This window comes from Longispora urticae (assembly GCF_053902585.1).
Genome location: NZ_JAQZSH010000046.1, coordinates 23353 through 47272, shown reverse-complemented (window position 1 = coordinate 47272; position 23920 = coordinate 23353). Strand labels below are relative to the sequence as shown.

The window sequence follows — 23920 nt, the reverse complement described above, 5'->3', positions numbered from 1 at the left end:
CGGGGGCCGGTCGACGCGAGGCGTCGACCGGCTCCTCTATGCTCGGGATTCCTTGTGTGCCAACGGTTTTCGCGTCCACTACCACTATCGGGGGGCGTTGGAAATCCTTGCGACACAACAATTCTCTTACGATCGGTATTTGTATCCAGCCTCAAACCGGCCTAACGTGCGCGCAGAATGACAACAGTGTGAACCACACTGCAACTTCTGAGGGGGATACGTGAACAAGGCAGAGCTCATCGAGGCGCTGGCCGTTCGGCTGGGGGACAAGAAGTCGGCGACCGCGGCGCTCGACGCGGTACTGGCTGAGATCCAGAACGCGGTCACCAAGGGCGACAAGGTTTCGCTGACCGGCTTCGGCGTCTTCGAGAAGCGGACCCGGGGCGCGCGCACCGCACGCAACCCGCGGACCGGCGAGGCCGTCAAGGTGAAGAAGACCAACGTGCCGGCGTTCCGCGCCGGTGCCAGCTTCAAGGAGCTGGTGGCTGCGGGCAAGGCGCCGAAGGCGACCGCCACCAAGGCCGCCGCGAAGCCGGCCGCCAAGGCCGCGACCAAGACCGCCACCAAGGCCGTCGCGAAGGCCGCTCCGGCCAAGAAGGCCACCACCACGGCCGCGAAGGCGGCACCGGCCAAGAAGGTCGCCGTCACCAAGGCGGCTCCGGCGAAGAAGGTCGCCGCGGCCAAGACCGCGCCGGCGAAGAAGGCGGCCACGAAGACCGCGCCCGCCAAGAAGACCGTGGCAGCCAAGGCCGCGCCGGCGAAGAAGGTCGCCGCCACCAAGGTCGCCGCCACCAAGGCCGCCGCCCCGGCCAAGAAGGTCGCCGCGGCCAAGCCCGCCGCCGCCGCGAAGAAGGCCCCGGCCAAGAAGGCCGCCAAGAAGTAGAGAGCACCCCGCACGAACGCTGATAAGGGCACCCGCCTGGGGGATGGAGGCGGGTGCCCTGTCGCGTGTCTAGGCGTTCATCCGGCGGAGCAGTTCCTCCTGCGGGTTCGGGCCCTCGGCGGCCCGGCGGCTCCACACGCCCTTGCCGTCCAGTTCGAACGTCGAGACGTCGTCGGCCATCGACAGGTCCAGCGCGAGCGCCAGGGCCTGCTGGGACGCCTCCCCGGTCACCCGGACCAGCGCCTCCACCCGGCGGTCGAGGTTGCGGTGCATCAGGTCCGCGGAGCCGATCCAGTACTCGGGGTCGGTGCGGCCGAACCGGTAGACCCGGGAGTGCTCCAGGAACCGGCCCAGCAGGGAACGGACCCGGATCGTCTCCGACAGGCCCGGCACCCCGGGTCGCAGCGCGCAGATGCCCCGGATGATGAGGTCGATCGTGACGCCCGCCTGGCTGGCCCGGTACAGCGCGTCGATGATCTGCTCGTCCACGATCGAGTTCGTCTTGAACTGGATCAGCCCCTCGGACCCGAGCGCCGCCTGGGCCTCGATCCGTTCGAGGAGCCCGGGACGCATCCGCACCGGGGCCACCAGCAGCCGCCGGTAGCCGGTCTGGCGCGAGTAGCCGGTGAGCTGGTTGAACAGGTCGGTCAGGTCCGCGCCCACCTCCGGGTCGGCGGTGAACAGGCCGAAGTCCTCGTACAGCCGGGCCGTCTTGGGGTGGTAGTTGCCGGTGCCGACGTGGCAGTACCGGCGCAGGACGCCACCCTCCTGACGTACCACCAGAGCGGTCTTGCAGTGCGTCTTCAGCCCGACGAGGCCGTAGACCACGTGGCAGCCCGCGCGTTCCAGGGTGCGCGCCCAGCCGATGTTGGCCTGCTCGTCGAACCGGGCCTTGATCTCGACCAGCACCACGACCTGCTTGCCGGCCTGCGCGGCGGCGACGAGGGCGTCCACGATGGGCGAGTCGCCGGAGGTGCGGTACAGGGTCTGCTTGATGGCCAGCACGCCCGGGTCGGCGGCCGCCTGCTCGATGAACCGCTGCACGCTCGTCGAGAACGAGTGGTACGGGTGGTGCACCAGGATGTCGCCCTCGCGGAGCTGCGCGAACACGCTCTTGGGCGTCTCGCCGTCCGCGAACTGCGGATGCGTCACCGGCACGAACGGCCGGTCCTTCAGGTCGGGCCGGTCCGTGGCGTTGTACACCTGCCACAGCCCCGCCAGGTCCAGCAGGCCCGGCACCCGGAGCACGTCGTGCGCGTCCATGTCCAGCTCGCGGATCAGCAGCTCCAACACGTGGTCGGAGACGCCCGCCGCGATCTCCAGCCGCACCGGCGGGCCGAACCGGCGGCGGGCCAGCTCGCGTTCCAGGGCCTGCAACAGGTCCTCGTCGCGGTCCTCGTCGACGTCCAGGTCGGCGTTGCGCGTCACCCGGAACACGTACTGCTCGACGACGGTCATGCCCTCGAACAGCTGGTCCAGGTGCGCGCCGATCAGCTCCTCGACCGGCAGGTACCGCCCCGGGCTGACGGTCACGAACCGGGGCACGTTGTTCGGGATCTTCACCCGGGCGAACCGCTCCGGGCTCTCGTCGGGCCCCTGCACCACGACCGCCAGGTTCAGCGACAGCCCCGAGATGTACGGGAACGGGTGCGCCGGGTCCACCGCCAGCGGGGTGAGCACGGGGAAGATCTGGTCCCGGAAGTACGCCCGCAGCCGCTCCTGGTCGGCCGCGCCCAGTTCCGACCACGTCACCAGGTGGATGTCCTCGGCGGCCAGCGCCGGCAGCACCTCGTGCGTGAAGCACCGGCCCTGCCGGGCGACCAGGCTGGAACCCCGGGCCGCGACCTTCTCGAGCTGCTCGCGGTGCGTCAGGCCGTCGGGGCTGTGCATCGACAGGCCCATGGTGAGCCGGCGTTTGAGGCCCGCGACCCGGACCATGTAGAACTCGTCGAGGTTGCTGGCGAAGATGGCCAGGAACTTGACGCGTTCGAGCAGCGGCAGCCGGGGGTCCTCCGCGAGGGTGAGGACCCGGGCGTTGAAGTCGAGCCACGAGAGCTCGCGGTTGAGGAACCGGTCAGCGGGCAGATCGGGTGCGTCAGTCACCCGTTCATCATGGCCAGATCAGGGCATCGTCGGGATGGCCAACCGGTAAACGAGACCTTGCTCATCGGTGTCCAGACGGAGCCGCTGCCCCAGGCGGAGCAGCCGCAGCCCGGAAGCGTCGAACGCTTCGGCGGAAAAGTCCAGCTCCTGGCCGTTGTCGAGCAGCACCGTGCCCGAGTGGTCCTCGGCGTTCCATGTCGCGACTGTCCCCTGCATGGGGCCAACCCTAGCGGTACCAGATCAAGGATTTTTCGATTGTTACGGCGACACCTGGTCCGCCGCGCGTCGGCCGATCACGGCGCGGGTCCACCGGCCCAGCCCGAGCGCGTCGGCCGCCCCGAGATCGGCCGCCGTGTCCACGTCCTGGCGCAGCGACGGCCAGTCCCCGACCAGGGCCACCGCGCCCGACCGCACGTGGGCGGCGGCGGAACCGGGACCGAACAACGGGTCCAGCGGCCCGGCGGAGGCGAGCAGTGTCGTGCCGGTGCCCGCCGCGTCGGTGACATGGCAGCGCCGGTGGCCCAGCGCGGCGGCGAGCGCCGCGGCCAGCTCGGCGGGTCGGAGCGCGGGCAGGTCCGCGGTCAGCGCGGCGGTCGGACCGTTCCGGGGGCCCAGGGCCGCCTGGCCGTGCCGGATCGCGGTGTTCAGCCCGCCTTCGCCCGTGAGCCCGCTCAGGTCGGCCGCCATCCCGCGCAGGTAGGCCGCGAGCCCACCCGGGTCGGCCGCGAGCCCGCCGGGGCCGGACGGCGGCCCGCCGGGGTCGGCCGTGACGAGCACCCCGGGCGGCAGGGCCGCGCGCAGCTCCTCGTCGTCGGTGACCACCAGCACCCGCCCGACCGCCCGGCAGGCCACCACGGCGGCGACGGTGTCGAGGGCCAACGCCCGGGCCAGATCCTCGTGCCGGGCCCACGGCACCGCGCCGCGCAGCCGGGACTTGCCGAGGGCCGCCCGCTTGACCGGCACGACCACCGACCACCACGGGCCACCGCCGGGGGTGTCGCGGGCGGCCGGACGGGGGCCGGGGACCAGGGGGCCCAGATCGGGACGGGACACTCCGGCAGGCTACCCCGCGATGGACAGCGGGCCGGTGATGGCGGACGATCAGCAGGCAGACAGGGAAACAGGGAGGTTGCGGATGGGCCGCAGGCTGGGGTTCTGGCGACGGATGGCCGTGAGCGTGGTGAGGCCGTCGGTGCTGGCGTTGACCCGCCGGGACTACCGGGGCATGGGCCACATTCCGGCGACCGGTCCGGCGATCCTCGCGGCGAACCACATCTCCCAGGCCGACCCGTTCGGCCTCGCGCAGTACGTCTACGACGCCGGCCGGTGGCCCCAGTTCCTCGGCAAGGCGAGCCTGTTCCACCTCCCGGTCGTGGGCCCCTGGATCAGGGCGGTCGGCCAGATCCCCGTGTACCGCAACACCGCCGACGCCTCCAAGGCCCTGTCGGCGGCGGAGGCGGCCCTCGACCGGGGCGAGATCGTCATCTTCTACCCGGAGGGCACGGTCACCCGGCACCCGGAGTACTGGCCGATGCGGGGCAAGACCGGCGTCGCCCGGCTGGCCCTGACCACGGGCGCCCCGGTGATCCCGATGGCCCAGTGGGGCCCGGAGCGGATGTTCGACCCGGTGACCCACAAGGTCGGGCTGCGGTTCCGCAACGACCTGGCCATCGTGGCCGGCCCGCCGGTCGACCTGAGCCGGTGGCGGGACTCGCCGCTGACGACGAAGGTGCTCCAGGAGGTGACGGACGAGATCATGTACGCGATCCGGGACCTGTTGCAGGACATCCGCGGCGGTCACGCCCCGGAGTTGTACTCCCCTCAGAACAAGGGCGGCCACGCGTGAAGACTGTCGTCATGAGTGCCGGTTCGTTCGGCACCACGTTCGCCAAGGTGCTCGCGGACGCCGGCAGCGACGTGACCCTGTGGGCCCGCCGGCCCGAGATCGCCGAGCGGATCAACCGGTTCCACGACAATCCCGACTATCTTCCCGGGATCGTGCTGCCGACGGCCATCACGGCCACCGACGACGCCGGGGCGGCCCTCGACGGCGCGGAACTGGTCGTGCTCGGGGTGCCCGCGCAGGCGTTGCGGGACAACCTGCTCGCCTGGGGGAGCCTGATCTCGCCCACCGCCACCGTCGTGAGCCTCGCCAAGGGCATCGAACTGGGCACCGGGCTGCGGATGAGCCAGGTGATCGCCGAGGCCGCCGGCCTGTCCGCGGACCGGATCTGCGTGCTCACCGGCCCCAACCTGGCCCCCGAGATCGCCGCCGAGCAGCCGACCGCCTCCGTGATCGCGTGCGAGGACCCGGCCCGGGCCGAGCTCGTCCAGGACGCCGTCGCCAACGGGTACTTCCGGCCGTACACCAGCACCGATGTCATCGGCTGCGAACTGGGCGGCGCGGTGAAGAACGTCATCGCGCTCGCGTACGGCATCGCCACCGGCATGGGCCTCGGCCACAACACCAAGGCCACGCTCATCACCCGGGGCCTGGCCGAGACCGCCCGGCTCGGCGCGAAGCTCGGCGCGGACCCGATGACGTTCGCCGGACTGGCCGGGCTCGGCGACCTGTTCGCGAGCTGCTCCTCGCCCCAGGCCCGCAACCGGGCGTTCGGCGAGGTGCTCGGGCGGGGCGCGACCCTGGCGGAGGCGCAGGCCGGTACCCGTCAGACGGTCGAGGGTGTGAAGAGCTGCCTGGCGATCCGGGACCTGGCGCGCGGCTGCGGGGTGGAGATGCCCATCACCGAGCAGGTGGAGCAGGTGTGCCACGAGGGTGTGGATCCGCGCAAGGCGCTGGCGGCGCTGATGGGGCGCGAGACCAAGCCGGAGTAGCCGGGACCGGGCTGCAGGGCCGGGGCGTGCGGCCCGGCGGGCCCTTCTGATCAGAGGAGACACCGTGGAGTACAGGGACGGGACCCTCGCGGTCCGCGCCGGCCTGCCCGAGCCCGTGCCCGGCCAGCCCTTCCTGCCCGGCCCGGTGTTCGCCGGCCCGTACCACCTCGACCCGGTCACCGGCCCGGCCGCGGCCCCCGACGCGTACGGCAGGGAGACCAACCCCACCCTGGGCCGCCTGGAGTCCGCGATCGCCGAACTGGAGGGCGCGGCCGGCTGCCTGGTGTTCGCCAACGGGATGGCCGCCGTGTCCGCCGCGATGCTCGCCCTGACCCGCCCCGGCGACGCGGTCACCGTCCCCGCCGACGGCTACTTCGGGGTGCGCCTGTTCGCCGACGCGGACCTGGTGCCGCGCGGGATCGGGGTCCGGGCGGTCCCGACCGACGCGGAGCACGACTTCACCGGCGTCCGGCTCGCCCTGCTGGAGACCCCGGCGAACCCGAGCATGGCGGTCTGCGACCTCGACGCCCTGTCGGCGCAGGCGCACGCGGCCGGCGCGCTGGTCGCCGTGGACAACACGATGGCCACCCCGCTCGGCCAGCGGCCCCTCGATCTGGGTGCCGACCTGGTGGTGGCGTCCGGCACCAAGGCCCTGACCGGCCACTCGGACCTGCTCCTCGGCTACGTGGCCACCAACGACCCCGACCTGCTGGCCACCCTGCGGTCCTGGCGCAGCCACACCGGCGGCCTGCCGGGCCCGTTCGAGGCGTGGTTGGCGCACCGGTCCCTGGGCACCCTGGACCTGCGGCTGGCCCGGCAGAGCGCCAACGCGGCGGCGGTGCACGGCATGCTGGCGAAGCGGCCCGAGGTGACGAATCTGCGCTGGCCGGGTACGGACCCGGTGGCCCTGCGCCAGATGCGCCGGATCCCCGGGGTGATGTCCTTCGAGCTGCCCGACGCCGCCCACGTCGGCGCGTTTCTCACCCACTCGGCGCTCGTGCACCCGGCGACCAGCTTCGGCGGGCTGCACACCACGGCCGACCGCCGGGCACAGTGGGGCGAGAACGTGCCCGAGGGCCTCGTGCGGCTGTCGTGCGGGTGTGAGGATGTCGACGATCTTCTCGCCGACCTCGCGGCCGCCCTGGACCGCGCAGCCGGGTAGATTGACTCTCCGTGAACAGCGCGCGGAAGATCAGAGTCGCGGTCGTCTTCGGCGGTCGGAGCACGGAGCACGCCATTTCGGCAGTCAGCGCGGGCAGCGTGTTCGCCGCGCTCGACCCCGACGAGTTCGAGGTCGTGCCGATCGGCATCACCCGCGAAGGTCACTGGGTGCTCACCCAGGGCGATCCGGCGAACCTCGCGATCGAGGGCCGGGAGCTGCCCGAGGTGACCGGCGACTCCGGTGCGGCCGTGGCACTGTGGGGCGGCGGCGCCGTGGTCGCGCTGGAGCCCACCGCCGGCATGCCCGGTCTGGCGGACATCGACGTGGTCCTGCCCCTCCTGCACGGCCCGTACGGCGAGGACGGCACCATCCAGGGCCTCCTGGAGATGGCCGGCGTGCCGTACGTGGGCGCGGGTGTGTTCGCCTCCGCCGCCGGCATGGACAAGGAGTTCACCCGCAAGCTGCTGGCCGCCGAGGGCCTCCCGATCGGCCCGTGGACCGTGCTGCGGCCCGGGCAGGAGTTCGACGAGGCCGACAAGGAGCGCCTGGGCCTGCCGGTGTTCGTGAAGCCGGCCCGGGGCGGTTCCAGCATCGGCATCTCGAAGGTCACCGACTGGGCCGACCTGGACGCCGCCATCGCCAAGGCCCGCGAGGCCGACCCGAAGGTGGTCATCGAAGCCGGGATCGTGGGCCGCGAGGTCGAGTGCGGCGTGCTGGAGGGCGAGCACGGCGGCGCCCCGGAGGCGAGCCTGTGCTCGGAGATCCGGATGGTGCGCAGCGTGTCGGGCTGGTACGACTTCGACACCAAGTACCTGGACGACGCCTGCGAGTACGACCTGCCCGCGCACCTGCCCGCCGAGGTCACCGCGAAGCTCCAGGAGTACGCGGTCCGGGCGTTCACCGCGCTGGACTGCGCCGGCCTGGCCCGGGTGGACTTCTTCGTGACCCCCGAGCTGGAGGTCTACATCAACGAGATCAACACGATGCCGGGGTTCACGCCGATCTCGCAGTTCCCGCAGATGTGGGCGGCCTCGGGGCTGCCGTACCCGAAGCTGGTGTCGCGGCTGATCCGGACGGCGTTGCGGAAGGGCACCGGGCTGCGTTAGTCCTGGCGGGCCGGCACCGCGACCGGCCGCGCGCACCCTCCGGCTGCGGGTCCTAGTTCAGGCACGCGGCCGGAGGCGTGGCCACCGCCGGCACGGCCGCGGCGACCGAGGAGGAGAACCCGGCGATGAGTTCCCCCTGGTACGCCGTCGGAATGCTCACCCGCACCGGAGTCACCCGGTCCACGGTGTGGAAGACGTTCGCGTCCTTGGCCTGCTCCCCGTACCAGCACACGCCGTTGAGCGGGAACAGCGTGCCCGTGGGCGGGAACGTCGTCGCCGGCCCGCCGCAGGTCAGCGTCACGGCCGGCTCGCCGTACGCGGCGGTCTGCCCCGCGTTGCCGGTCACGGCCCGGCGCGGCAGGTCCCCGAAGGCCGGCGGCAGACCCTCCACCAGGGCCCGGCAGCGCGACACGTCCTCACCCGCGAGGGGCAGGGCGGGCACGGAGACCCCGGTGCTGGGCACGGCCGTGGACGTCGGGCGCGGTTCGGGGGCGGCCTGCCGGTTCGCGAACCACAGCGCGGCGACGCCGACGGCGATGGCTACGGGGACTGCGACGAACGTGGCGGTGCGCGCGGCGGCCCGCCGGTCGGGATCGGTCACGCAGGCTCCTCGGGTACGACGCCCGGGGTGGACCTACAGATGCACCACCGAGCACGTGAGCGTCCGGGTGATCCCGGGGACCGCCTGCACCTTACTCACCACCATCTTGCCCAACTCGTCCACGGTCTGGGCCTCTGTGAGGACCACCACGTCGTACGGGCCGGTGACGGCGTCCACCTTCGCGACGCCGGGGACGTCCACGATCGCGGCGGCCACGTCCCTCGCCTTGCCCACTTCGGTCTGGATCAGGATGTACGCCTGGACCACGACACGACTCCTTTGCCGTCGACGCACAGGGTATGAACTGTGAAACTACCGCAGCGGGGCAGGATTCGGATCGCAGAGCGCAGGGGAGTGCGGAAATGACAGTCGCCAAGACGGGGGAGTTCGGGTTGATTGCCCGAATAACCGCCCGATTGGGTACCGGACCGGGAGTGCTCCTCGGACCCGGTGACGACGCCGCGCTCGTGGCGGCCCCGGACGCCCGGGTGCTCGCGAGCACCGACGTCCTCGTCGAGGGCCGGCACTTCCGCCGCGACTGGGCCAGCGGCACCGAGATCGGCCGCCGCGCCGCCGCCGCGAACCTGGCCGACATCGCTGCCATGGGCGGCCACCCGACCGCGCTGCTCGTCGCCCTGTGCTGCCCGCCCGACCTCGACGTCGCCTGGGCCGAGGAACTCGCCGACGGGCTCGCCGCCGAGGCCGCGCTCGCCGGGGCCGTCGTCGTCGGCGGCGACATCTCCGCCAGCCCCGTCCTGACGATCGCCGTCACCGCGCTCGGCGACCTGCGGGGCGCGAAACCCGTGCTGCGCGGCGGCGCCCGCCCCGGGGACGTGGTGGCCATCGCGGGCCGCCTCGGCTACGCGGGCGCGGGCCTGACCATCCTGTCCCGGGGCTTCCGGTCCCCGAAACTCCTGGTCGACGCGTACCGGCACCCCAAGGTGCACTACGCCGCCGGCCCGCAGGCCAACGCGTTGGGCGCGACCGCGATGCTCGACATCTCCGACGGGCTGCTCGCCGACCTCGGCCACATCGCCACCGCCAGCGGCGTCGCCATCGACGTGCAGCGCGCGTCCCTCGACGTGCCGGCCGCGATGGTCGACGCGGCCAAGGCGCTCGGCGTGGACCCTTTCAGCTGGGTACTCGCCGGCGGCGACGACCACGCGCTCGCGGCCACCTTCCCGCCGTACGCGGACCTGACCGACGACTGGCACGTGATCGGGCGGGTCAGCCACGGCGGCGGAGTGACCGTCGACGGCCGCAGGTACGTGGGCCAGAAGGGCTGGGACCACTTCCGATAGGGTTGTTGACTGTGAGCGATCTTGTCTTCCGCGCCCTGCCGTACACCGATCCCGTGGTCCAGCGGCTGCTCGAGGAGATCTACCTCGACCAGACCGAGCGGTACGGCGGCCCCGACGCGGCGTCCGTCGACCCCGCCGAGTTCGCGCCGCCGCGCGGGGACTTCCTGACCGCCTGGCAGTACGGCGAGCCGGTCGGCTGCGCGGGCTGGCGCTCCGAGGCCGGGGACGACGCCGAACTCAAGCGGATGTACACCGTGCCCGCGGTGCGGGGCCGCGGCGTGGCCATCGCGCTGCTCGGCGCCGTGGAGGACAGCGCCCGGGCCGCCGGTCGGACCCGGCTGATCCTGAACACCGGGCTCAAGCAGCCCGAGGCGATCAGCCTGTACGAGAAGTGCGGCTACGACCCGATCGAGCCCTACGGCCACTACAAGGACTACCCGAACGCCGTCTTCCTGGGCCGCGTCCTCTAGACCTCCCGACCGCCAGGCGGGCCGGGGCCGGCCGGATCCGGGGCTGCGCGCGGCCGGCGGTGACGCCTCCGGCGCGCCGACCTCAGTGCGAGGCGCCGAAGTCGACGTCCTTCGTCTCGACCGTGCCGGCGGTGCGCCCGGGAGCCGTCTGGTACGTCCAGTACAGGTTCGTGTGGGCGATCACCTGGGCGACCGGCGGCGCGCCCCAGGCCGACTTGTCGCCCGCGGTGTGCGCGTCGCTGACCAGCGTCGCGTCGTACCCCCGGGCGAAGGCGCCGTGCAGCGTCGACCGCACACACGCGTCGGTCTCGGCGCCGACGACCACGAGCCGCCCGACCCCGAGCCCGGCCAGCACGGACTCCAGCGCGGTGTCCTCGAAGGAGTCGCCGTAGCTCTTGCCGACCAACGGCTCGGCCGGGTCCGGGGTCAGCTCGGGGACGATCCGCCAGCCGTCGGTGCCCTCGACCAGCTCCTCGTCGCTGTGCTGGACCCAGACGACCGGCACCCGCTCCTGCCGGGCCTGGTCGACCAGGGTGGCGATGTTCGCGACGACCGTGTCGCGCCCGTGCGCCCCCTCGACGACGCCGGCCTGCACGTCGACGACGAGGAGCGCGGTGTTCGGCCGGTTCTCAAGTGTGGTCATGGTCTTCCTCTGCTCCCGCTGGACACCTGCCCCGCCACCGTATCCCGGCCCGCCGACAACTCCGACCGGCCGGGAGCGGACGGCCGCGTGCTCCCCGGCCAGGGCCGTTGCCGGCGGCGGAGTGCCTCCGGACACCGGTCACCGCCCACCGTAATCAGATGATGGTTTGAGGTCTTCGTGGTGTGGGCGTCCCTGGAGAGCCGGCCGTCCCCGAGGCGACGGGTCGGCCCGGAACGGGGGTCGGTCGGGACTACCGGTGGGACCCGGTCAGCGTTCGTCCGGGAGGTCCGTGACGGGCAGGGGCTCCAGGGTGAACTGGGTCCGCAGCCACGGCAGCATGTTCCGGTAGGTGACCGGGGTCTGCGGGCGCCCGAAGTCGTGGGACAGCACGATCGTGCCCGGCCGGATCAGGGTGCGCAGCCGCTTGGACATGAACGCGACCATCGCGTCGCCGGTGCCGTGCTGGTCGTCCTTGTAGCTGAGGTCGTCGATGTCCCAGAAGATGGAGTTCATGCCGAGGGTGGCGGCGTTGTCGACCAGGCGCTTGGTGAACTTGCCGTAGGGGGCGCGGAAGTAGCGGATCCGGGCGCGGGGCTCGGCCTCGCGGATCGCGTCGTTCGTGTCGGTCAGGTCGCGCAGCATCTCGGGGTCGGGCAGGACGCCCAGGTCGTCGCGGTGCTGCCACGAGTGGCTGCACAGGGTGTGGCCCTCGGCGACGATCCGGCGGACCAGGGCCGGATACTCCTTCGCCCGCTTGCCGACCAGGCAGAACGTGGCCCGCACGTGGTTCTGCTTCAGGGTGTCCAGGAGCGCGGGGGTGTGCACCGGGTCGGGGCCGTCGTCGAACGTCAGCGCCACGGACGCGTTGCCGGTGCCCTGCAGCGAGCCGCCGGGGCCGATCGGCTTGCCGTTCAGGGCGGGTGCGAGGTTGCGGCGCTGCGGGCCCGGCGGGGAGGTGCGCGCACCCTCCGGCGTGGGGCGCGGAGCGGTCGGCCGGGGCGAGCCCGACGGGGTCGAGCTGGTGCCGGACGACGGGCCGGGCCTGGCCTCGGGGGTCGGCAGTGGTCCACAGCTGGTCAGTGCGAGCCCCAGGAACACGGGGATGGCGACGAGCAGGACCCTCGGGTGAAGGGGGCGCACGAAAAGCAAGAGTACTGTAAAAAAATCCGCCCGCCACCCCAGTTGATCAAGGGGTCGCGGGCGGATCGGAAAGCGAAGACTAGGCGCGCGTGACCTTGCCGGCCTTCAGGCAGGAGGTGCACACGTTGACCTTCTTGGTGTTGCCGCCACCAGCCGGGGTACGCACGGTCTGGATGTTCGGGTTCCAGCGGCGGTTGGTCTTCTTCTTCGACCAAGGCACGTTGTGGCCGAAGCCCGGCCGCTTGTCGCAGACGTCGCACACGCTAGACATGATTGTTCTCCTGGATCAGTCACTTCCGGCCGCGCGTTGGTCGCAGCAAGACACGGTCGCCCGGGGTGCAGGGCAACCCGGCAAGGTTACCTGACAGGGGGGCGGAACTTCCAATCCGGGTCACGGTCTTCCCCGCGGACCGGACAGCAGGTCACGAAACACACACCGGGATCTCCGCTAGGGTAACTAGTCGTGCTGGACAGTCTGGACGCGGGTGCGGTGCGCCGCTGGTGCGCCGCCGCGCTCGCAGCGCTCCGCCGGCACCAACGCGAGATCAACGACCTCAACGTGTACCCGGTGCCCGACAGCGACACCGGCACCAACCTGGTGTTCACCCTCGACTCCGCGCAACGGGCGCTCCTCGCCGAACCGGAGCTGGCCGAACTGGGCAAGGTGCTGCACTGCATGGCCCGGGGCGCCCTGCTCGGCGCGCGCGGCAACTCCGGCGTGATCCTGTCCCAGTTGCTGCGCGGGATCGCCGACGCGCTCTCCGTCAGCCCGGACGCCCGGGGCCGGGCGCTCGCCGGGGCGCTGCGCGCGGCCGTGACCACGGGGTACGCGGCCGTGTCCACGCCCGTGGAGGGGACCGTGCTGACCGTGGCGCGGGCCGCCGCCGACGCCGCCGAGGAGTCCGACTCCGACGACCTGGCCGCCGTGGCCTCCGCCGCCGCGCTCGGGGCCGAGGTCGCCCTCGCGCACACCACCGAGCAGTTGCCCGCCCTCGCCCGGGCCGGGGTGGTCGACGCCGGTGGCCGTGGGCTGGTCCTTTTCCTGAACGCGCTGGTCGAGGTCGTGACCGGGGTCGCGCCCGCCCGCGCGCCGCTCGCCCGGGTGGCCGCCGACCCGACCCTGCTGCTCACGGCCCGCGAGGCGGGTTCCCAGGAGTACGCCTACGAGGTGCAGTACCTGCTCGACGCGCCCGACACCGGGGCGCTCCGCGACATCCTCTGTGACCTCGGCGACTCCGTGGTGATCGTCGGCACCGGGGACGGCTCCTGGAACGTGCACGCGCACGTCAACGACGTCGGCGCCGCGATCGAGGCCGGGGTGGAGGCGGGCCGGCCGTACCAGATCCGGGTCACCCGGTTCGAGGACGAGCCGCCGACCGCCCGCAGTGTCGTCGCGTTCGTCGAGGGCGAAGGCCTGCGCGAGCTGCTCGCCGCCGAGGGCGTCCTGACCAGCACCGACGGGGTGACCGGCCCGGTGATCGCGCTCGGTACGCCCCCGGCCGGCTGGAAGGGGGACCGGGTCATCCCGCTGCGCTCCCCGGTGCAGGCGCTCGCCGCGCTGGCCGTGCACGACCCGGGCCGCGCGTTCGACGACGACGTGATCGCGATGGCCGAGGCCGCCGGTGCCTGCCGGTACGCGGAGGTGACCGTCGCCACCCGCGACGCCATGACCATCGCCGGGCCCTGCCACGCGGGCGACATCGTCGTCCTCGTCGACGGGGAGGTGAACCTCGTCGGACACGACCTGGCCACCGCCAGCGTGACCGTGCTCGACCGGGTGCTGGCCGCCGGCGGGGAACTGGTCACCCTCCTGCTCGGCGCGGACGTCCCCGACGACCTGGGCGCCGAACTCCTCGCGCACCTGGCCCGCAAGTGGCCGTTCGTGGAGGCCCGGGCCTATCCGGGGGGACAGTCCCAGCCACTGCTGATCGGGGTCGAGTAGATGGAGAAGGCGACACTCGCCACCCCGCTGAAGGGCATCGTCGGCGCGGCCGCCGGACCGCTGGAGAAGGCGCTCGGCCTGCGGACCGTGGGCGACCTGCTGCGGCACTACCCCCGCCGGTACGACGAGCGCGGCGAGCACACCGACCTCGCGGCGCTGGAGATCGGCGACCAGGTCACCCTGATGGCCCAGGTGCAGCGGGTCACCGCCAAGCAGATGAAGCAGCGCCGGGGCAGCATCCTGGAGGTGCTGATCGGCGACGGGATCCGCACCATCACCGCCACCTTCTTCAACCAGCCGTGGCGGGAACGCGAACTCAAGGTCGGCAAGTGGGGCCTGTTCGCGGGGAAGGTCACCGAGTTCCGGGAGAAACGGCAGCTCAACGGCCCGGAATACGTCCTGCTCGACCCCGATGACGAGAACGCCGCCAACGAGATCGAGGAGTTCGCGGGCGCGATCATCCCGGTGTACCCGGCGGCGGCCGGCCTGCCCACCTGGACCATCTCGCGCTGCGTCCGGCTGGCCCTGGAGATGGTGGCCGCCCCGCCCGACCCGCTGCCGTCCGACCTGCGCGCCGCCCGCAAACTCGTCGGCCTCGACACCGCGCTCCGCGACATCCACCGGCCGTCGACCAAGGAGGCCCTGTACGCGGCCAAGAAGCGGCTCAAGTGGGACGAGGCGTTCGCGTTGCAGGTCACGCTCGTGCAGCGCAAGCAACGGGCCGCCGACTGGCCCGCGAAGGCCCGGCCGGGGCGCGCCGACGGGCTGCTGGCGGCGTTCGACAAGTCGCTGCCGTACACCCTGACGAACGGGCAGGTCCAGGTCGGCGGGGAGATCGCCGCGGACCTGGCCGCCGAGCACCCGATGCACCGGCTGCTCCAGGGCGACGTCGGCGCCGGCAAGACCCTCGTCGCGCTGCGGGCCATCCTCCAGGTCGTCGACTCCGGGGGGCAGGCCGCGCTGCTGGCCCCCACCGAGGTGCTCGCCGGCCAGCACCACCGGGGCATCGTGGAACTCCTCGGCCCGCTGGCCGCCCGCGCCGACGAGAAGGCCCTGGCCGGGATGCTCGGCGGATCCGCCGCGCTCGGCGTCGAGCTGCTGACCGGCTCCCTGGGCGCCGCCGCCCGCCGCCGGGTGCTCGCCGGGCTCGCGGCGGGGGAGACGGGCCTGATCATCGGTACCCACGCGCTGCTCTCCGAGGGCGTCGACTTCGCCGACCTGGGCCTCGTCGTCGTGGACGAGCAGCACCGGTTCGGCGTGGAGCAGCGCGACACCCTGCGCGCCAAGGCCGACCAGCCCCCGCACACCCTGGTCATGACGGCCACCCCGATCCCGCGCACCGTGGCCATGACGGTCTACGGCGACCTGGAGGTCTCCGCGCTCACCGAGCTCCCCGCCGGCCGGTCCCCGATCGCCACCCACGTGGTGCCAATGGGCGACCAGCGCTGGCTGGACCGGGGCTGGGCGCGGATCCGCGAGGAGGTCGGCAAGGGCCACCAGGCCTATGTGGTGTGTCCCCGGATCGGCGACGAGGAGCCCGGAGGCGCGACCGACCGGCGACCCCCGCTCGCGGTCCTCGACGTGGCCCCGGAACTCGCCGAGGGCCCGCTCAAGGGGCTCGGCGTCGGCATCCTGCACGGCCGGATGCCCGCCGAGGACAAGGACGCGGTGATGCGCGCCTACGCGGCCGGCGACCTCGACGTCCTCGTCGCCACCACCGTGATCGAGGTCGGGGTCAACGTGCCCAACGCGACCATGATGGTGATCCTCGACGCGGAACGGTTCGGCGTCTCCCAGCTGCACCAGCTGCGCGGCCGGGTCGGCCGGGGCAGCGCGCCCGGGCTGTGCCTGCTCGTCTCCGAGGCCGTGCCGGAGTCGCCCTCCGGGGAACGGCTCGCGGCCGTGGCGTCCACGACGGACGGGTTCCGGCTCGCCGAACTCGACCTGGAACAGCGCCGCGAGGGCGACGTGCTCGGCGCGGCCCAGTCGGGGAAGCGCTCGGCGGTGCGGTTGCTGTCCGTGATCAAGGATGCCGACCTGATCACCGAGGCGCGGGCCGCGGCGACCGAGCTGCTGGCGACGGACCTGGAACTCGAGCGCCATCCGGTACTGGCCGCCACGGTGGCGACCCTGGTGGCGGAGGACCGCGCGGAGTACCTCGAAAAGGGTTGAGGCTCTTCCCGCCCGCAGGGGGCCCGCCCGGTCGGGCCCGGGAGAGTCACGCGCAGTGGTCGTGACGGCGCAACGCGCGTGTACCGTCAGAACGCAGAACGAATAAGGCCGGAAAGGACTCACCCGATGACCCGGATCGTCGCCGGAGCCCATGGCGGACGACGGCTCGCCGTCCCCGACGGGCAGGACACCCGCCCGACCTCGGACCGGGTGCGCGAGGCCCTGTTCAGCGCACTCGAGAGCCGGATCGGCGTCGACGGCTCCCGGTTCGCCGACCTGTACGCGGGCTCCGGCGCGATCGGCCTGGAGGCGTACAGCCGGGGCGCGGCCCACGTGCTGCTGGTCGAGGCGGGCGCCCGGGCCGCCCGGACCATTCGTGACAACATTGTGACCTTGCGTGCCACGGGCTCGGTGGAGCTCATGGTCTCCAAGGTCGACCACGTCGTGCAGAGCGCGCCCCCGGCCCCCTACGACATCGTCTTCGCCGATCCGCCCTACGCGGTCACCGACTCCGAAGTGGCCTCCATGCTGGCCGGACTCGTGCGGCACGGCTGGCTGACCGAGGGCGGCGTGGTCGTCGTCGAGCGGGCCAAGCGGTCGGCCGAGCCGGAGTGGCCGCCGGGGCTGGTGGCGGACAAGCCACGGAAGTACGGCGACACCACTTTGTGGTACTCGCGTCACGAGGCCGCCGCGGAGGAGTCCGAACCCGTGTGACGGTCCGGCGGTCGCCTCGGGGGGAGCGCGCCGGACCGTCGCCCGGCCCCGGTCTTTGGTACGGTCCGCCTCGTGAATCGTGCGCTCTGCTCGGGGTCCTTCGACCCGGTGACCAAGGGACATCTCGACATCGTCGAGCGGGCCAGCCGCCTGTTCGACGAGGTCGTCGTCGCCGTCGCCATCAACGACACCAAGGCCGGTCTGTTCACCCTCGACGAGCGGCTCGAACTCCTGGGCGCGACGACGGCCCATCTCCCGAACGTCCGGGTGGACGCGTTCCGGGGCCTCACCGTCGACTACTGCAAGGCCAACGACGTGCGGGCGATCGTCCGGGGCGTGCGGGTCGCGGGCGACTTCGACTACGAGCTCCAGATGGCGCAGATGAATCTCGGACTCGCGGGGGTGGAGACGCTCTTCATGGCCACCAATCCGCTCTACTCTTTCATCGCGTCCAGTCTCGTCAAGGAAGTGGCGAAGTGGGGCGGTGACGTCTCGGCCTATGTGCCGGACGTGGTCGCCGCGCGGCTGGTCGACAAGTTCGCTCAGGCTTAGGGGAGGCGTCAGGTGGACCCGCTCGACCGGATCGACGAATTGGTCACGTACGTCGAGGCTGCGCGCTCGATGCCGATGTCGCGCAGCAACTGCGTGATCGAGCGCTCCGAGATGATCGCCCTCCTCGACGAGCTGCGCGGGGAGCTCCCGGCGGACCTCCGGCGCTCCCAGGCCCTGCTGGAGGAGCGCGACAAGATCATCAACGCGGGCCAGCGGGAGGCCGACCGGATCGTCTCGGAGGCCGAGGCGGAGCACGCGCGGCTGGTGTCGCAGAACGAGATCACCGTGTCCGCCGAGCACGAGGCGTCCCGGCTGGTGTCGGAGGCCCGACAGGAGGCGCAGCGGCTCCGCGACGAGGTGGACGACTACGTCGACACCACCCTGGCGAACTTCGAGCAGTTCCTGACGAAGGCGCTGGCCGCGATCGAACGGGGCCGCGACAAGATGCACGCTCTGCGTGAGATCGGGTCGTTCACCCCCGATGACGGGGATCGTCCGCTTCCGTTCTAGTTTCGTGCGGGTGGCTGTGTGGGGCGGTTCCCGGCTCCGGGCCGAGTTGGGTGCCGGCGCACTGGTCAGGTAACCTGGTTCGTCGGCCTATCCGGGTCGAGATTCTTCGACGCCCGCAGACGGAAGCATGTCTACTCATCTTGATGCCAAAGCACCGCTGGTCCTGGACACCCGGGAGCTGCCGCGGAGCCCTGGCGCCATGCGTGAGTTGCGTCGCACCGTCCCGGCGCCGGCGGATCTCGGCGTGGAGCTGATCGGCGTTCCCGCCGGTTCCGAGCTCACGCTCGAGCTGCGGTTGCAGTCCGTCTCCGAGGGAGTCCTCGTGAGCGGCACGGCGACCGTGCCGCTCGAGGGCGAGTGCGGCCGGTGTCTGCGTCCGATCGTCACCACGAAGGCGGTCTACCTCTCGGAGCTGTTCGCTTACCCGGACAGCACCACGGCGGAGACCACCGACGAGGACGAGGTCAGTCGGATCGAGGGTGACCTGATCAACTTCGAGCCGACGCTGCGGGACACGGTGGTGTTGGCCCTGCCGACCAATCCGGTGTGCCGTGAGGACTGCCCAGGCCTGTGCTCCGAGTGCGGAGTGCACTGGGACGATCTGCCTGATGACCACAGCCATGAGGCGGTTGACCCACGCTGGGCCGCGCTTGGCAAGATCAAAGCATCTGAGGAGTAGAGACGTGGCCGTTCCGAAGCGCCGCATGTCGCGCAGCAACACCCGGTCCCGCCGGGCCAACTGGAAGGCCCAGGCGGTCTCGACCGTGGCGTGCCCGCAGTGCAAGTCGGACAAGCTGCCGCACGCGGTCTGCCCGACCTGTGGCACGTACAACGGCCGCCAGGTCGTCGAGGTCTAAACACCTCTCCGTAGTTTTCGGGGTTGTCCACGCGCAGTGATGCGCGTGGGCAACCCTTAACTTTTTACCTATGCCGGTAATGTCCCTTTTGGGAATCCGCTACTGCACGAGAGGGGACCGATGGCCGCCCATCACCGACCAGCGCTGAGTCTGTTGGAAGCCGCGTTCGGCGTGCGACTCGAACAGAGCCTGGTCGAACGGGCGCTGACCCACCGGTCGTATGCCTACGAGAACGGCGGCCTGCCGACCAACGAGCGGCTGGAGTTCCTCGGGGACTCCGTCCTCGGCGTGGTCGTCACCACCGCCCTCTACCTGAACCACCCCGACCTGCCCGAGGGCCAGCTCGCCAAGCTCCGGGCGAGCGTCGTGAACATGCGCGCCCTCGCCGAGGTCGCCCGGGACCTGGGCCCGAACGGGCTCGGCGAGTACCTCTACCTGGGCAAGGGCGAGGAGGCCACCGGCGGCCGGGACAAGTCGAGCATCCTGGCCGACACCCTGGAGGCCATGCTCGGCGCGATCTACCTCGAGCACGGGCTGGAGGTCACCACCGGTGTGATCCACACCCTGTTCGACCCGGTCATGGAGGCCGCCTCGCAGCGGGGCGCAGGCCTGGACTGGAAGACCAGCCTCCAGGAGCTGACCGCGACCCACGGGTTCGGCGTGCCGGAGTACCTGATCGCCGAGGAGGGGCCCGACCACTCCAAGACGTTCACGGCCTGGGCGGTCGTCGCCGGGGAGCGGTTCGGGGCCGGGGGCGGTCGGACCAAGAAGGAAGCCGAGCAGCGGGCGGCCGAGCTGGCGTGGCGGGACCTGTCGGACCGGACGCCGGTCACCGAGTAGCCGAGGGGGCCGTACCCGTCGTGGGTGCGGCTCTTTCTCTTCGCGGGCCCGGAGTGCGGTGGTGCTCCGGGCGCCGTCGCCGGGCGGCCCGCCGCTTCGGTGGCCCGGGGTGCCACGTCGACCGGCGACGCGGCCGGGCACGGTCCCAGGGTCGGCGGCCGGGTGGCCGGGCGTCGCACAGCAGTGCGAAACTCGTCACATGCCTGAACTCCCCGAGGTCGAGACCATCCGGGCCGGACTGGACCGCTGGCTGCCCGGCCGGTCCGTCGCGGCCGTCGAGGTGCTGCACGCCCGCTCGGTGCGCAACCACGAGCCCGGACCGGACCACTTCGCCGCCCTCCTGAAGGGCCGGACGATCACCGGCACGGCCCGGCGCGGCAAGTACCTGTGGCTGCCGCTGGACTCCGGGGACGCCCTGCTGTGCCACCTGGGCATGTCCGGCCAGTTCCTGCTCAAGCCGGCCGCCGAGCCGGCCGAGAAGCACCTGCGGGTCCGGCTGTCCTTCGCCGACGACCAGCCGGAGCTGCGGTTCGTCGACCAACGCATCTTCGGGTACCTGGACTATGCCGACGGCGGCGCCGAACTGCCGGCGAGCGTCGCGCACATCGCCCGCGACCCGCTGGACCCGCTGTTCGACGACGCGGAGTACAGCGCCCGGCTCCGGCGGAAGAAGACCGAGGTCAAGCGGTCCCTCCTGGACCAGACGCTGATCTCGGGCATCGGCAACATCTACGCCGACGAGGCACTGTGGCGCGCCCGGCTGCACTGGGCGCACCCGGTGGCGGAGCTGTCGGAGGAGAAGGTCGCCGAGCTGCTCGGCCACATCCGGGACGTGCTCGCCGAGGCCGTGATCCAGGGGGGTACGAGCTTCGACTCGCAGTACGTCAACGTCAACGGGCAGGGCGGCTACTTCTCGCTCGTGATCAACGCGTACGGCCGCGAGGGCGAACCCTGCAAGCGGTGCGGCGACCCGATCCGCCGGGAGCCGTGGATGAACCGCTCCGCGTACTCGTGCCCGACCTGTCAGAAGCCGGCCGCGGCGCGGTAGCTCGGAAGCCGGCCGCGCCGGTTCGGAAGCCGGACGGGGCGGCGGTTCGGAAGCCGGCTGGGGCGCGGTGGCTCTGGAGTCGGGCGCGGCGGTGGCTCAGGAGCCGGCGGCGGCGCGGTAGTGCTCCTCGTGGGCGGCGAGCCAGGGGCCGAGCGCGTGCCGCTCCAGGGCCCGCCGCCGGGCGCGCAACCCGAGCTGCCAGCGCGCCGCGGGATCGGCGAGCAGCCGGTCGGTGGCCGCGCGCAGGCCGGCGGCGGGCACCACGAGCCCGGCGTCGCCGACCAGTTCCGCGACCCCGTCGCCCTCGACCGCCACCACCGGTAGCCCGGACATCATGGCCTCCACCAGGGGGAACGACACCCCGCCGGTGGCCTCGACCACAGTGGCCCGCGCGTAGTGCGCGGAGCCCAGGGGAGTCCCGCCGCCGACCCGCACGACGGCCGGCTCGTCGGGTTCGGCGCGCCGGGGCGGGTAGTCGGTGGGGTCGAGCACCGGGCGCGGATCGAGGGCCCGGTGCGCCCGCTCGCGGCACAGCCTCCCGAAGGGCTCACTCCGATCGACCCCACTCAGCAGGTACGGCGTCCCGCGCCGCCAGCTCTGCGCCAACGCCGCGAGCCCCGCCCGGACCCCGATCGCGTGCACGACGTGCACCGGGGGCAGCCGCAGCGCGAGGGGGCGCAGCGCGTCGTGCAGGGCGGCGGCCTCCTCGACGGGCAGCGACTCGGCCCCGAGCGCGTCGAGCCGGACGCCGCCGAGGGGGTGCGGGCCGACGACCGGCCTGATCGGGCTGTCCCCGCAGCCGTCCTCGGGCGCCGACAGCCCGGACAGCATCCGCAGGCCGGTGGTGAATAGCCGGTGGTCGGCGTCGGCGGCGGGGCGGAAACCGGGGGAGGACCGCTGGCCGGATCCGAAGCCGGAGTCGGGGTCGAAGTCCGGGTCGAAGTCTGAGCCGAAGCCCGAGCCGAAGCCCGAGCCCCAGCCCGAGCCCGAGCCGAAGCCCGAGCCCGAGCCGAAGCCCGCGCCGTGGCCGGATCCGAAGTCGGGGCCCGCGCCGCGGCCGGCTCCGAAGCTGAAGCCGGGGCCGAAGCTGAAGCCGGGGCCGGGGCCGGGGTCGGATCCGAAACCGGAGTCGGATCCGGAGCCGGTGTCCGTGGCCCGGTGTTCCGCGCGCGGGTATCCCCGGCACACGTGCCGCGCGGCCGTCTCCCGGATCCCCCAGTACCCCGTCCGCCCGGACGACCCGGCCGTCCCCCGGCCGAGCTGCCGCCAACCACTTCCCGCCGACCCCGCGCCCGGACGGGGCGTTCCGGCACCGGTCCGGCCGCCGACCGGCAGCCGGTGCGGCACGTGGGTCCGGGACAGCACGTTGCCGGGCAGCGCGCCCCGGGACGCCCACACCCGGTCGGGCAACGGGACCGGTTCGTCCAGGGTGACCAGGTGGAACTCGTGCCGACGGAGCCCGCGCAGCAGGTCGAGGACCTCGTGCCCGACCCGGTCGACCAGCAGCGCCACCCGCAGCATCAGAGCGTCGTGGCCACGTCGTGCGGGCGGCGCTGTCGGGCGATCCGCAGGCCGGCGGCCGTGGCGGCCCACGCGGACCCCACGATGTCGTCCAGGGTGCGCCGGGCCCGCCAGCCGAGCCGGTCCCGGATCCGCGCCGGGTCGGCCACCGCGCTCGGCGGGTCGCCGGCCCGGGGCTCTCCGACCTCGTACGGCAGCGGGTGGCCGGTGGCCCGTTCCACGGCGGCGATCAGGTCGAGGACGGACACGCCGACCCCGCGGGACACGTTGAACGTGTCGGCGGTCAGGTCCCCGTCCAGCAGGGCCCGCACGGTGGCCACGTGCGCGTCCGCGATGTCGGCGGGGTGCACGTAGTCCCGGACGCAGCTGCCGTCGGGGGTCGGGTGCCCGGTGCCGTGCACGGTGGCCTTGCCGCCCTCGGCGGTGGCGCGCAGCAGCCGGGGGAGCAGGTTGTCGCCCCCGGTGTCGGCGAGTTCGGGGGCGCCGGCGCCGGCGACGTTGAAGAACCGCAGGATCGCGTGCCGCAGCCCGGAGGCGGCCCCGACGTCGCGGATCAGCCACTCGCCGGCCAGTTTCGTCCGGCCGTACGGGCTGCCGGGCCGGGTCGGCGCGTCCTCCGCGTACGAGTCGCCGGTGCCGTAGACGGCGGCGGTGGAGGAGAAGACGAGGTGCCCGACGCGCTGGTCGACCATCACCTCGAGGAGGTCGGCGAGGGTGTCGAGGTTGCCCCGGTGGTACCCCAGCGGGTCGTCGAAGGAGCCGGCGACGTTCTTCAGGGCCGCCAGGTGTATGACTCCGCTCACGTGGTACCGGACGAGCGTGTCACGGACCGTCACCCGGTCCCGGACGTCGGCGTGGATCAACGGCACGCCGGGGGGCAGCCGCGCCGGTCTGCCGGCGGACAGGTCGTCCAGGACGACGACGCGCAGGTCAGCACCCATGAGCGCGCGCACGACGTGCGCACCGATATACCCGGCTCCACCTGTCACCAGCCATGCCACACCTGTTACAACGAAGATCACACGCTGTAAGTGTATGTTTGTCAGACTTGGGACAGATAACCGTTACAGAGTTGAGCCAAGGTGACTCACCTTAACTTGACTTGCAACGGGGTGCGGTGGACGATATAGAGGTCGCTAGTCGCGCCCACGTGCGCCTGATATTCGGCGGCGAGGCGCGGGTCTGGCCCAACTGGCACATCTGCACTCAGCGACATTTATTCATCAAGGAGATGCTATGGCGAAGGCCCTCTATGGCCACGTCGGTAGCCTGCCCGATCGCCGGCTGCTCGACGAGGTCACCAAACTGCGTGCGACGGTACATGCGCTGGAGTTCGAAATGACCCGCTTGCGGGCCGAGAACGACCGGCTGGCTGCCGCGGTATCTACGGAGGAGGAGCTGTTGCGCCTCTCCGAGCCGGTCATGGCCTGAGGCCACCCGACGCACGCCCTACAGCACCACACAGCTACACCGGTCTCGGAAGAGATCAAACATAAGCGCGCCGTCCCTGATTGTGGGTC

27 protein-coding genes are annotated in these 23920 nt (G+C 72.3%); 17 read left to right on the top strand and 10 right to left on the bottom strand.

Going from position 1 to position 23920, the window contains the following annotated elements:
• Positions 1 to 220 precede the first annotated feature (220 nt).
• Positions 221 to 883: an HU family DNA-binding protein gene (locus PT931_RS32325; protein WP_456249507.1), complete on the top strand. Its 663-nt coding sequence runs from the start codon at positions 221 to 223 to the stop codon at positions 881 to 883.
• Between the two features lie 69 nt (positions 884 to 952).
• On the opposite strand, the gene PT931_RS32320 is transcribed toward PT931_RS32325, so the two are convergent.
• Genes PT931_RS32320 through cofC form a run of 3 tightly spaced genes read right to left on the bottom strand, consistent with a single transcriptional unit; the run spans position 953 to position 4015 of the window.
• Positions 953 to 2986, bottom strand: a complete 2034-nt coding sequence (locus PT931_RS32320; RefSeq protein ID WP_456249506.1) for an RNA degradosome polyphosphate kinase — start codon at positions 2984 to 2986, stop codon at positions 953 to 955.
• Positions 2987 to 3004: 18 nt separating this feature from the next.
• Positions 3005 to 3202 (bottom strand): cold-shock protein, encoded by a 198-nt coding sequence (locus PT931_RS32315; RefSeq protein WP_456249505.1) that lies wholly within the window; start codon positions 3200 to 3202, stop codon positions 3005 to 3007.
• A gap of 42 nt (positions 3203 to 3244) precedes the next feature.
• A complete protein-coding gene (cofC, locus tag PT931_RS32310) occupies positions 3245 to 4015 on the bottom strand; it encodes a 2-phospho-L-lactate guanylyltransferase (protein WP_456249509.1) in 771 nt (256 codons plus the stop codon).
• Between the two features lie 106 nt (positions 4016 to 4121).
• On the opposite strand from cofC, the gene PT931_RS32305 reads away from it, so the two are divergent.
• The 4 genes from PT931_RS32305 (at position 4122) to PT931_RS32290 (ending at position 8089) form a co-directional block, all read left to right on the top strand.
• Positions 4122 to 4832: a lysophospholipid acyltransferase family protein gene (locus PT931_RS32305; protein WP_456249504.1), complete on the top strand. Its 711-nt coding sequence runs from the start codon at positions 4122 to 4124 to the stop codon at positions 4830 to 4832.
• Positions 4833 to 4843: 11 nt separating this feature from the next.
• Positions 4844 to 5821: an NAD(P)H-dependent glycerol-3-phosphate dehydrogenase gene (locus PT931_RS32300; protein WP_456249503.1), complete on the top strand. Its 978-nt coding sequence runs from the start codon at positions 4844 to 4846 to the stop codon at positions 5819 to 5821.
• A 64-nt stretch (positions 5822 to 5885) separates the two neighbouring features.
• Entirely contained in the window at positions 5886 to 6983 is a 1098-nt protein-coding gene (locus PT931_RS32295) for a cystathionine gamma-lyase (RefSeq protein ID WP_456249502.1), read from the top strand.
• 11 nt (positions 6984 to 6994) lie between these two features.
• Positions 6995 to 8089, top strand: coding sequence for a D-alanine--D-alanine ligase family protein (locus PT931_RS32290; RefSeq protein WP_456249501.1), 1095 nt, complete (start codon positions 6995 to 6997; stop codon positions 8087 to 8089).
• A 52-nt stretch (positions 8090 to 8141) separates the two neighbouring features.
• Here the strand turns inward: PT931_RS32290 and PT931_RS32285 are convergent, their stop codons facing one another.
• A complete protein-coding gene (locus PT931_RS32285) occupies positions 8142 to 8690 on the bottom strand; it encodes a DUF3515 family protein (RefSeq protein ID WP_456249500.1) in 549 nt (182 codons plus the stop codon).
• Between the two features lie 33 nt (positions 8691 to 8723).
• A complete protein-coding gene (locus PT931_RS32280) occupies positions 8724 to 8957 on the bottom strand; it encodes an Lrp/AsnC ligand binding domain-containing protein (RefSeq protein WP_197007534.1) in 234 nt (77 codons plus the stop codon).
• 95 nt (positions 8958 to 9052) lie between these two features.
• Between PT931_RS32280 and PT931_RS32275 the strand changes: the two genes are divergently transcribed.
• Both PT931_RS32275 and PT931_RS32270 read left to right on the top strand, forming a co-directional pair.
• Positions 9053 to 9991 carry a thiamine-phosphate kinase gene (locus PT931_RS32275; protein WP_456249499.1) on the top strand — a complete coding sequence of 313 codons (939 nt, stop codon included), beginning with the start codon at positions 9053 to 9055 and terminating at the stop codon, positions 9989 to 9991.
• 11 nt (positions 9992 to 10002) lie between these two features.
• On the top strand, positions 10003 to 10461 hold the full coding sequence (locus PT931_RS32270) for a GNAT family N-acetyltransferase (protein ID WP_456249498.1): 459 nt from the start codon (positions 10003 to 10005) through the stop codon (positions 10459 to 10461).
• A gap of 82 nt (positions 10462 to 10543) precedes the next feature.
• On the opposite strand, the gene PT931_RS32265 is transcribed toward PT931_RS32270, so the two are convergent.
• From PT931_RS32265 to rpmB, 3 genes are all read right to left on the bottom strand, one after another.
• The gene (locus tag PT931_RS32265) at positions 10544 to 11104 is read right to left on the bottom strand and encodes an isochorismatase family protein (protein ID WP_456249497.1); all 561 of its coding nucleotides are present in this window, start codon (positions 11102 to 11104) and stop codon (positions 10544 to 10546) included.
• Between the two features lie 267 nt (positions 11105 to 11371).
• On the bottom strand, positions 11372 to 12244 hold the full coding sequence (locus PT931_RS32260) for a polysaccharide deacetylase family protein (protein ID WP_456249496.1): 873 nt from the start codon (positions 12242 to 12244) through the stop codon (positions 11372 to 11374).
• A gap of 79 nt (positions 12245 to 12323) precedes the next feature.
• The gene (gene rpmB / locus PT931_RS32255; RefSeq protein ID WP_197007537.1) at positions 12324 to 12515 is read right to left on the bottom strand and encodes a 50S ribosomal protein L28; all 192 of its coding nucleotides are present in this window, start codon (positions 12513 to 12515) and stop codon (positions 12324 to 12326) included.
• Positions 12516 to 12707: 192 nt separating this feature from the next.
• Here rpmB and PT931_RS32250 point away from each other — a divergent pair, with 192 nt between their 5' ends.
• From PT931_RS32250 to mutM, 9 genes are all read left to right on the top strand, one after another.
• Entirely contained in the window at positions 12708 to 14186 is a 1479-nt protein-coding gene (locus PT931_RS32250; RefSeq protein WP_456249495.1) for a DAK2 domain-containing protein, read from the top strand.
• A complete protein-coding gene (gene recG / locus PT931_RS32245) occupies positions 14187 to 16358 on the top strand; it encodes an ATP-dependent DNA helicase RecG (RefSeq protein WP_456249494.1) in 2172 nt (723 codons plus the stop codon).
• Positions 16359 to 16484: 126 nt separating this feature from the next.
• On the top strand, positions 16485 to 17072 hold the full coding sequence (rsmD, locus tag PT931_RS32240; RefSeq protein ID WP_456249493.1) for a 16S rRNA (guanine(966)-N(2))-methyltransferase RsmD: 588 nt from the start codon (positions 16485 to 16487) through the stop codon (positions 17070 to 17072).
• A gap of 72 nt (positions 17073 to 17144) precedes the next feature.
• Complete coding sequence (coaD, locus tag PT931_RS32235; RefSeq protein WP_456249492.1) at positions 17145 to 17624, top strand: pantetheine-phosphate adenylyltransferase; 480 nt, start codon at positions 17145 to 17147, stop codon at positions 17622 to 17624.
• A gap of 12 nt (positions 17625 to 17636) precedes the next feature.
• Entirely contained in the window at positions 17637 to 18134 is a 498-nt protein-coding gene (locus tag PT931_RS32230) for an SPFH domain-containing protein (RefSeq protein WP_197007543.1), read from the top strand.
• Positions 18135 to 18261: 127 nt separating this feature from the next.
• Complete coding sequence (locus tag PT931_RS32225; protein ID WP_456249491.1) at positions 18262 to 18813, top strand: YceD family protein; 552 nt, start codon at positions 18262 to 18264, stop codon at positions 18811 to 18813.
• 4 nt (positions 18814 to 18817) lie between these two features.
• Positions 18818 to 18991, top strand: coding sequence for a 50S ribosomal protein L32 (rpmF, locus tag PT931_RS32220; protein ID WP_363728391.1), 174 nt, complete (start codon positions 18818 to 18820; stop codon positions 18989 to 18991).
• A gap of 120 nt (positions 18992 to 19111) precedes the next feature.
• Complete coding sequence (rnc, locus tag PT931_RS32215) at positions 19112 to 19831, top strand: ribonuclease III (protein WP_363728392.1); 720 nt, start codon at positions 19112 to 19114, stop codon at positions 19829 to 19831.
• A gap of 199 nt (positions 19832 to 20030) precedes the next feature.
• Positions 20031 to 20879, top strand: coding sequence for a bifunctional DNA-formamidopyrimidine glycosylase/DNA-(apurinic or apyrimidinic site) lyase (gene mutM, locus PT931_RS32210; RefSeq protein WP_456249490.1), 849 nt, complete (start codon positions 20031 to 20033; stop codon positions 20877 to 20879).
• A 96-nt stretch (positions 20880 to 20975) separates the two neighbouring features.
• Here mutM and PT931_RS32205 read toward each other — a convergent pair whose 3' ends face one another.
• Together PT931_RS32205 and galE are read right to left on the bottom strand one after the other, a co-directional pair.
• Positions 20976 to 22400 (bottom strand): glycosyltransferase, encoded by a 1425-nt coding sequence (locus PT931_RS32205; protein WP_456249489.1) that lies wholly within the window; start codon positions 22398 to 22400, stop codon positions 20976 to 20978.
• Positions 22400 to 23389: a UDP-glucose 4-epimerase GalE gene (gene galE / locus PT931_RS32200; protein WP_456249508.1), complete on the bottom strand. Its 990-nt coding sequence runs from the start codon at positions 23387 to 23389 to the stop codon at positions 22400 to 22402. Before galE ends, PT931_RS32205 begins: the two co-directional genes overlap by 1 nt.
• A gap of 247 nt (positions 23390 to 23636) precedes the next feature.
• Here galE and PT931_RS32195 point away from each other — a divergent pair, with 247 nt between their 5' ends.
• Positions 23637 to 23831, top strand: a complete 195-nt coding sequence (locus tag PT931_RS32195; RefSeq protein ID WP_197007549.1) for a hypothetical protein — start codon at positions 23637 to 23639, stop codon at positions 23829 to 23831.
• The last annotated feature ends 89 nt before the right edge of the window (positions 23832 to 23920 follow it).

Coding starts and splice junctions, on each gene's coding strand:
- rsmD (WP_456249493.1), top strand. CDS start 16,485: ATGACCCGGATCGTCGCCGGAGCCCATGGCGGACGACGGCTCGCCGTC.
- rpmB (WP_197007537.1), bottom strand. CDS start 12,515: ATGTCTAGCGTGTGCGACGTCTGCGACAAGCGGCCGGGCTTCGGCCAC.
- PT931_RS32305 (WP_456249504.1), top strand. CDS start 4,122: ATGGGCCGCAGGCTGGGGTTCTGGCGACGGATGGCCGTGAGCGTGGTG.
- PT931_RS32275 (WP_456249499.1), top strand. CDS start 9,053: ATGACAGTCGCCAAGACGGGGGAGTTCGGGTTGATTGCCCGAATAACC.
- recG (WP_456249494.1), top strand. CDS start 14,187: ATGGAGAAGGCGACACTCGCCACCCCGCTGAAGGGCATCGTCGGCGCG.
- rnc (WP_363728392.1), top strand. CDS start 19,112: ATGGCCGCCCATCACCGACCAGCGCTGAGTCTGTTGGAAGCCGCGTTC.
- PT931_RS32300 (WP_456249503.1), top strand. CDS start 4,844: ATGAGTGCCGGTTCGTTCGGCACCACGTTCGCCAAGGTGCTCGCGGAC.
- mutM (WP_456249490.1), top strand. CDS start 20,031: ATGCCTGAACTCCCCGAGGTCGAGACCATCCGGGCCGGACTGGACCGC.
- PT931_RS32195 (WP_197007549.1), top strand. CDS start 23,637: ATGGCGAAGGCCCTCTATGGCCACGTCGGTAGCCTGCCCGATCGCCGG.
- PT931_RS32225 (WP_456249491.1), top strand. CDS start 18,262: ATGTCTACTCATCTTGATGCCAAAGCACCGCTGGTCCTGGACACCCGG.
- PT931_RS32205 (WP_456249489.1), bottom strand. CDS start 22,400: ATGCTGCGGGTGGCGCTGCTGGTCGACCGGGTCGGGCACGAGGTCCTC.
- PT931_RS32265 (WP_456249497.1), bottom strand. CDS start 11,104: ATGACCACACTTGAGAACCGGCCGAACACCGCGCTCCTCGTCGTCGAC.
- PT931_RS32315 (WP_456249505.1), bottom strand. CDS start 3,202: ATGCAGGGGACAGTCGCGACATGGAACGCCGAGGACCACTCGGGCACG.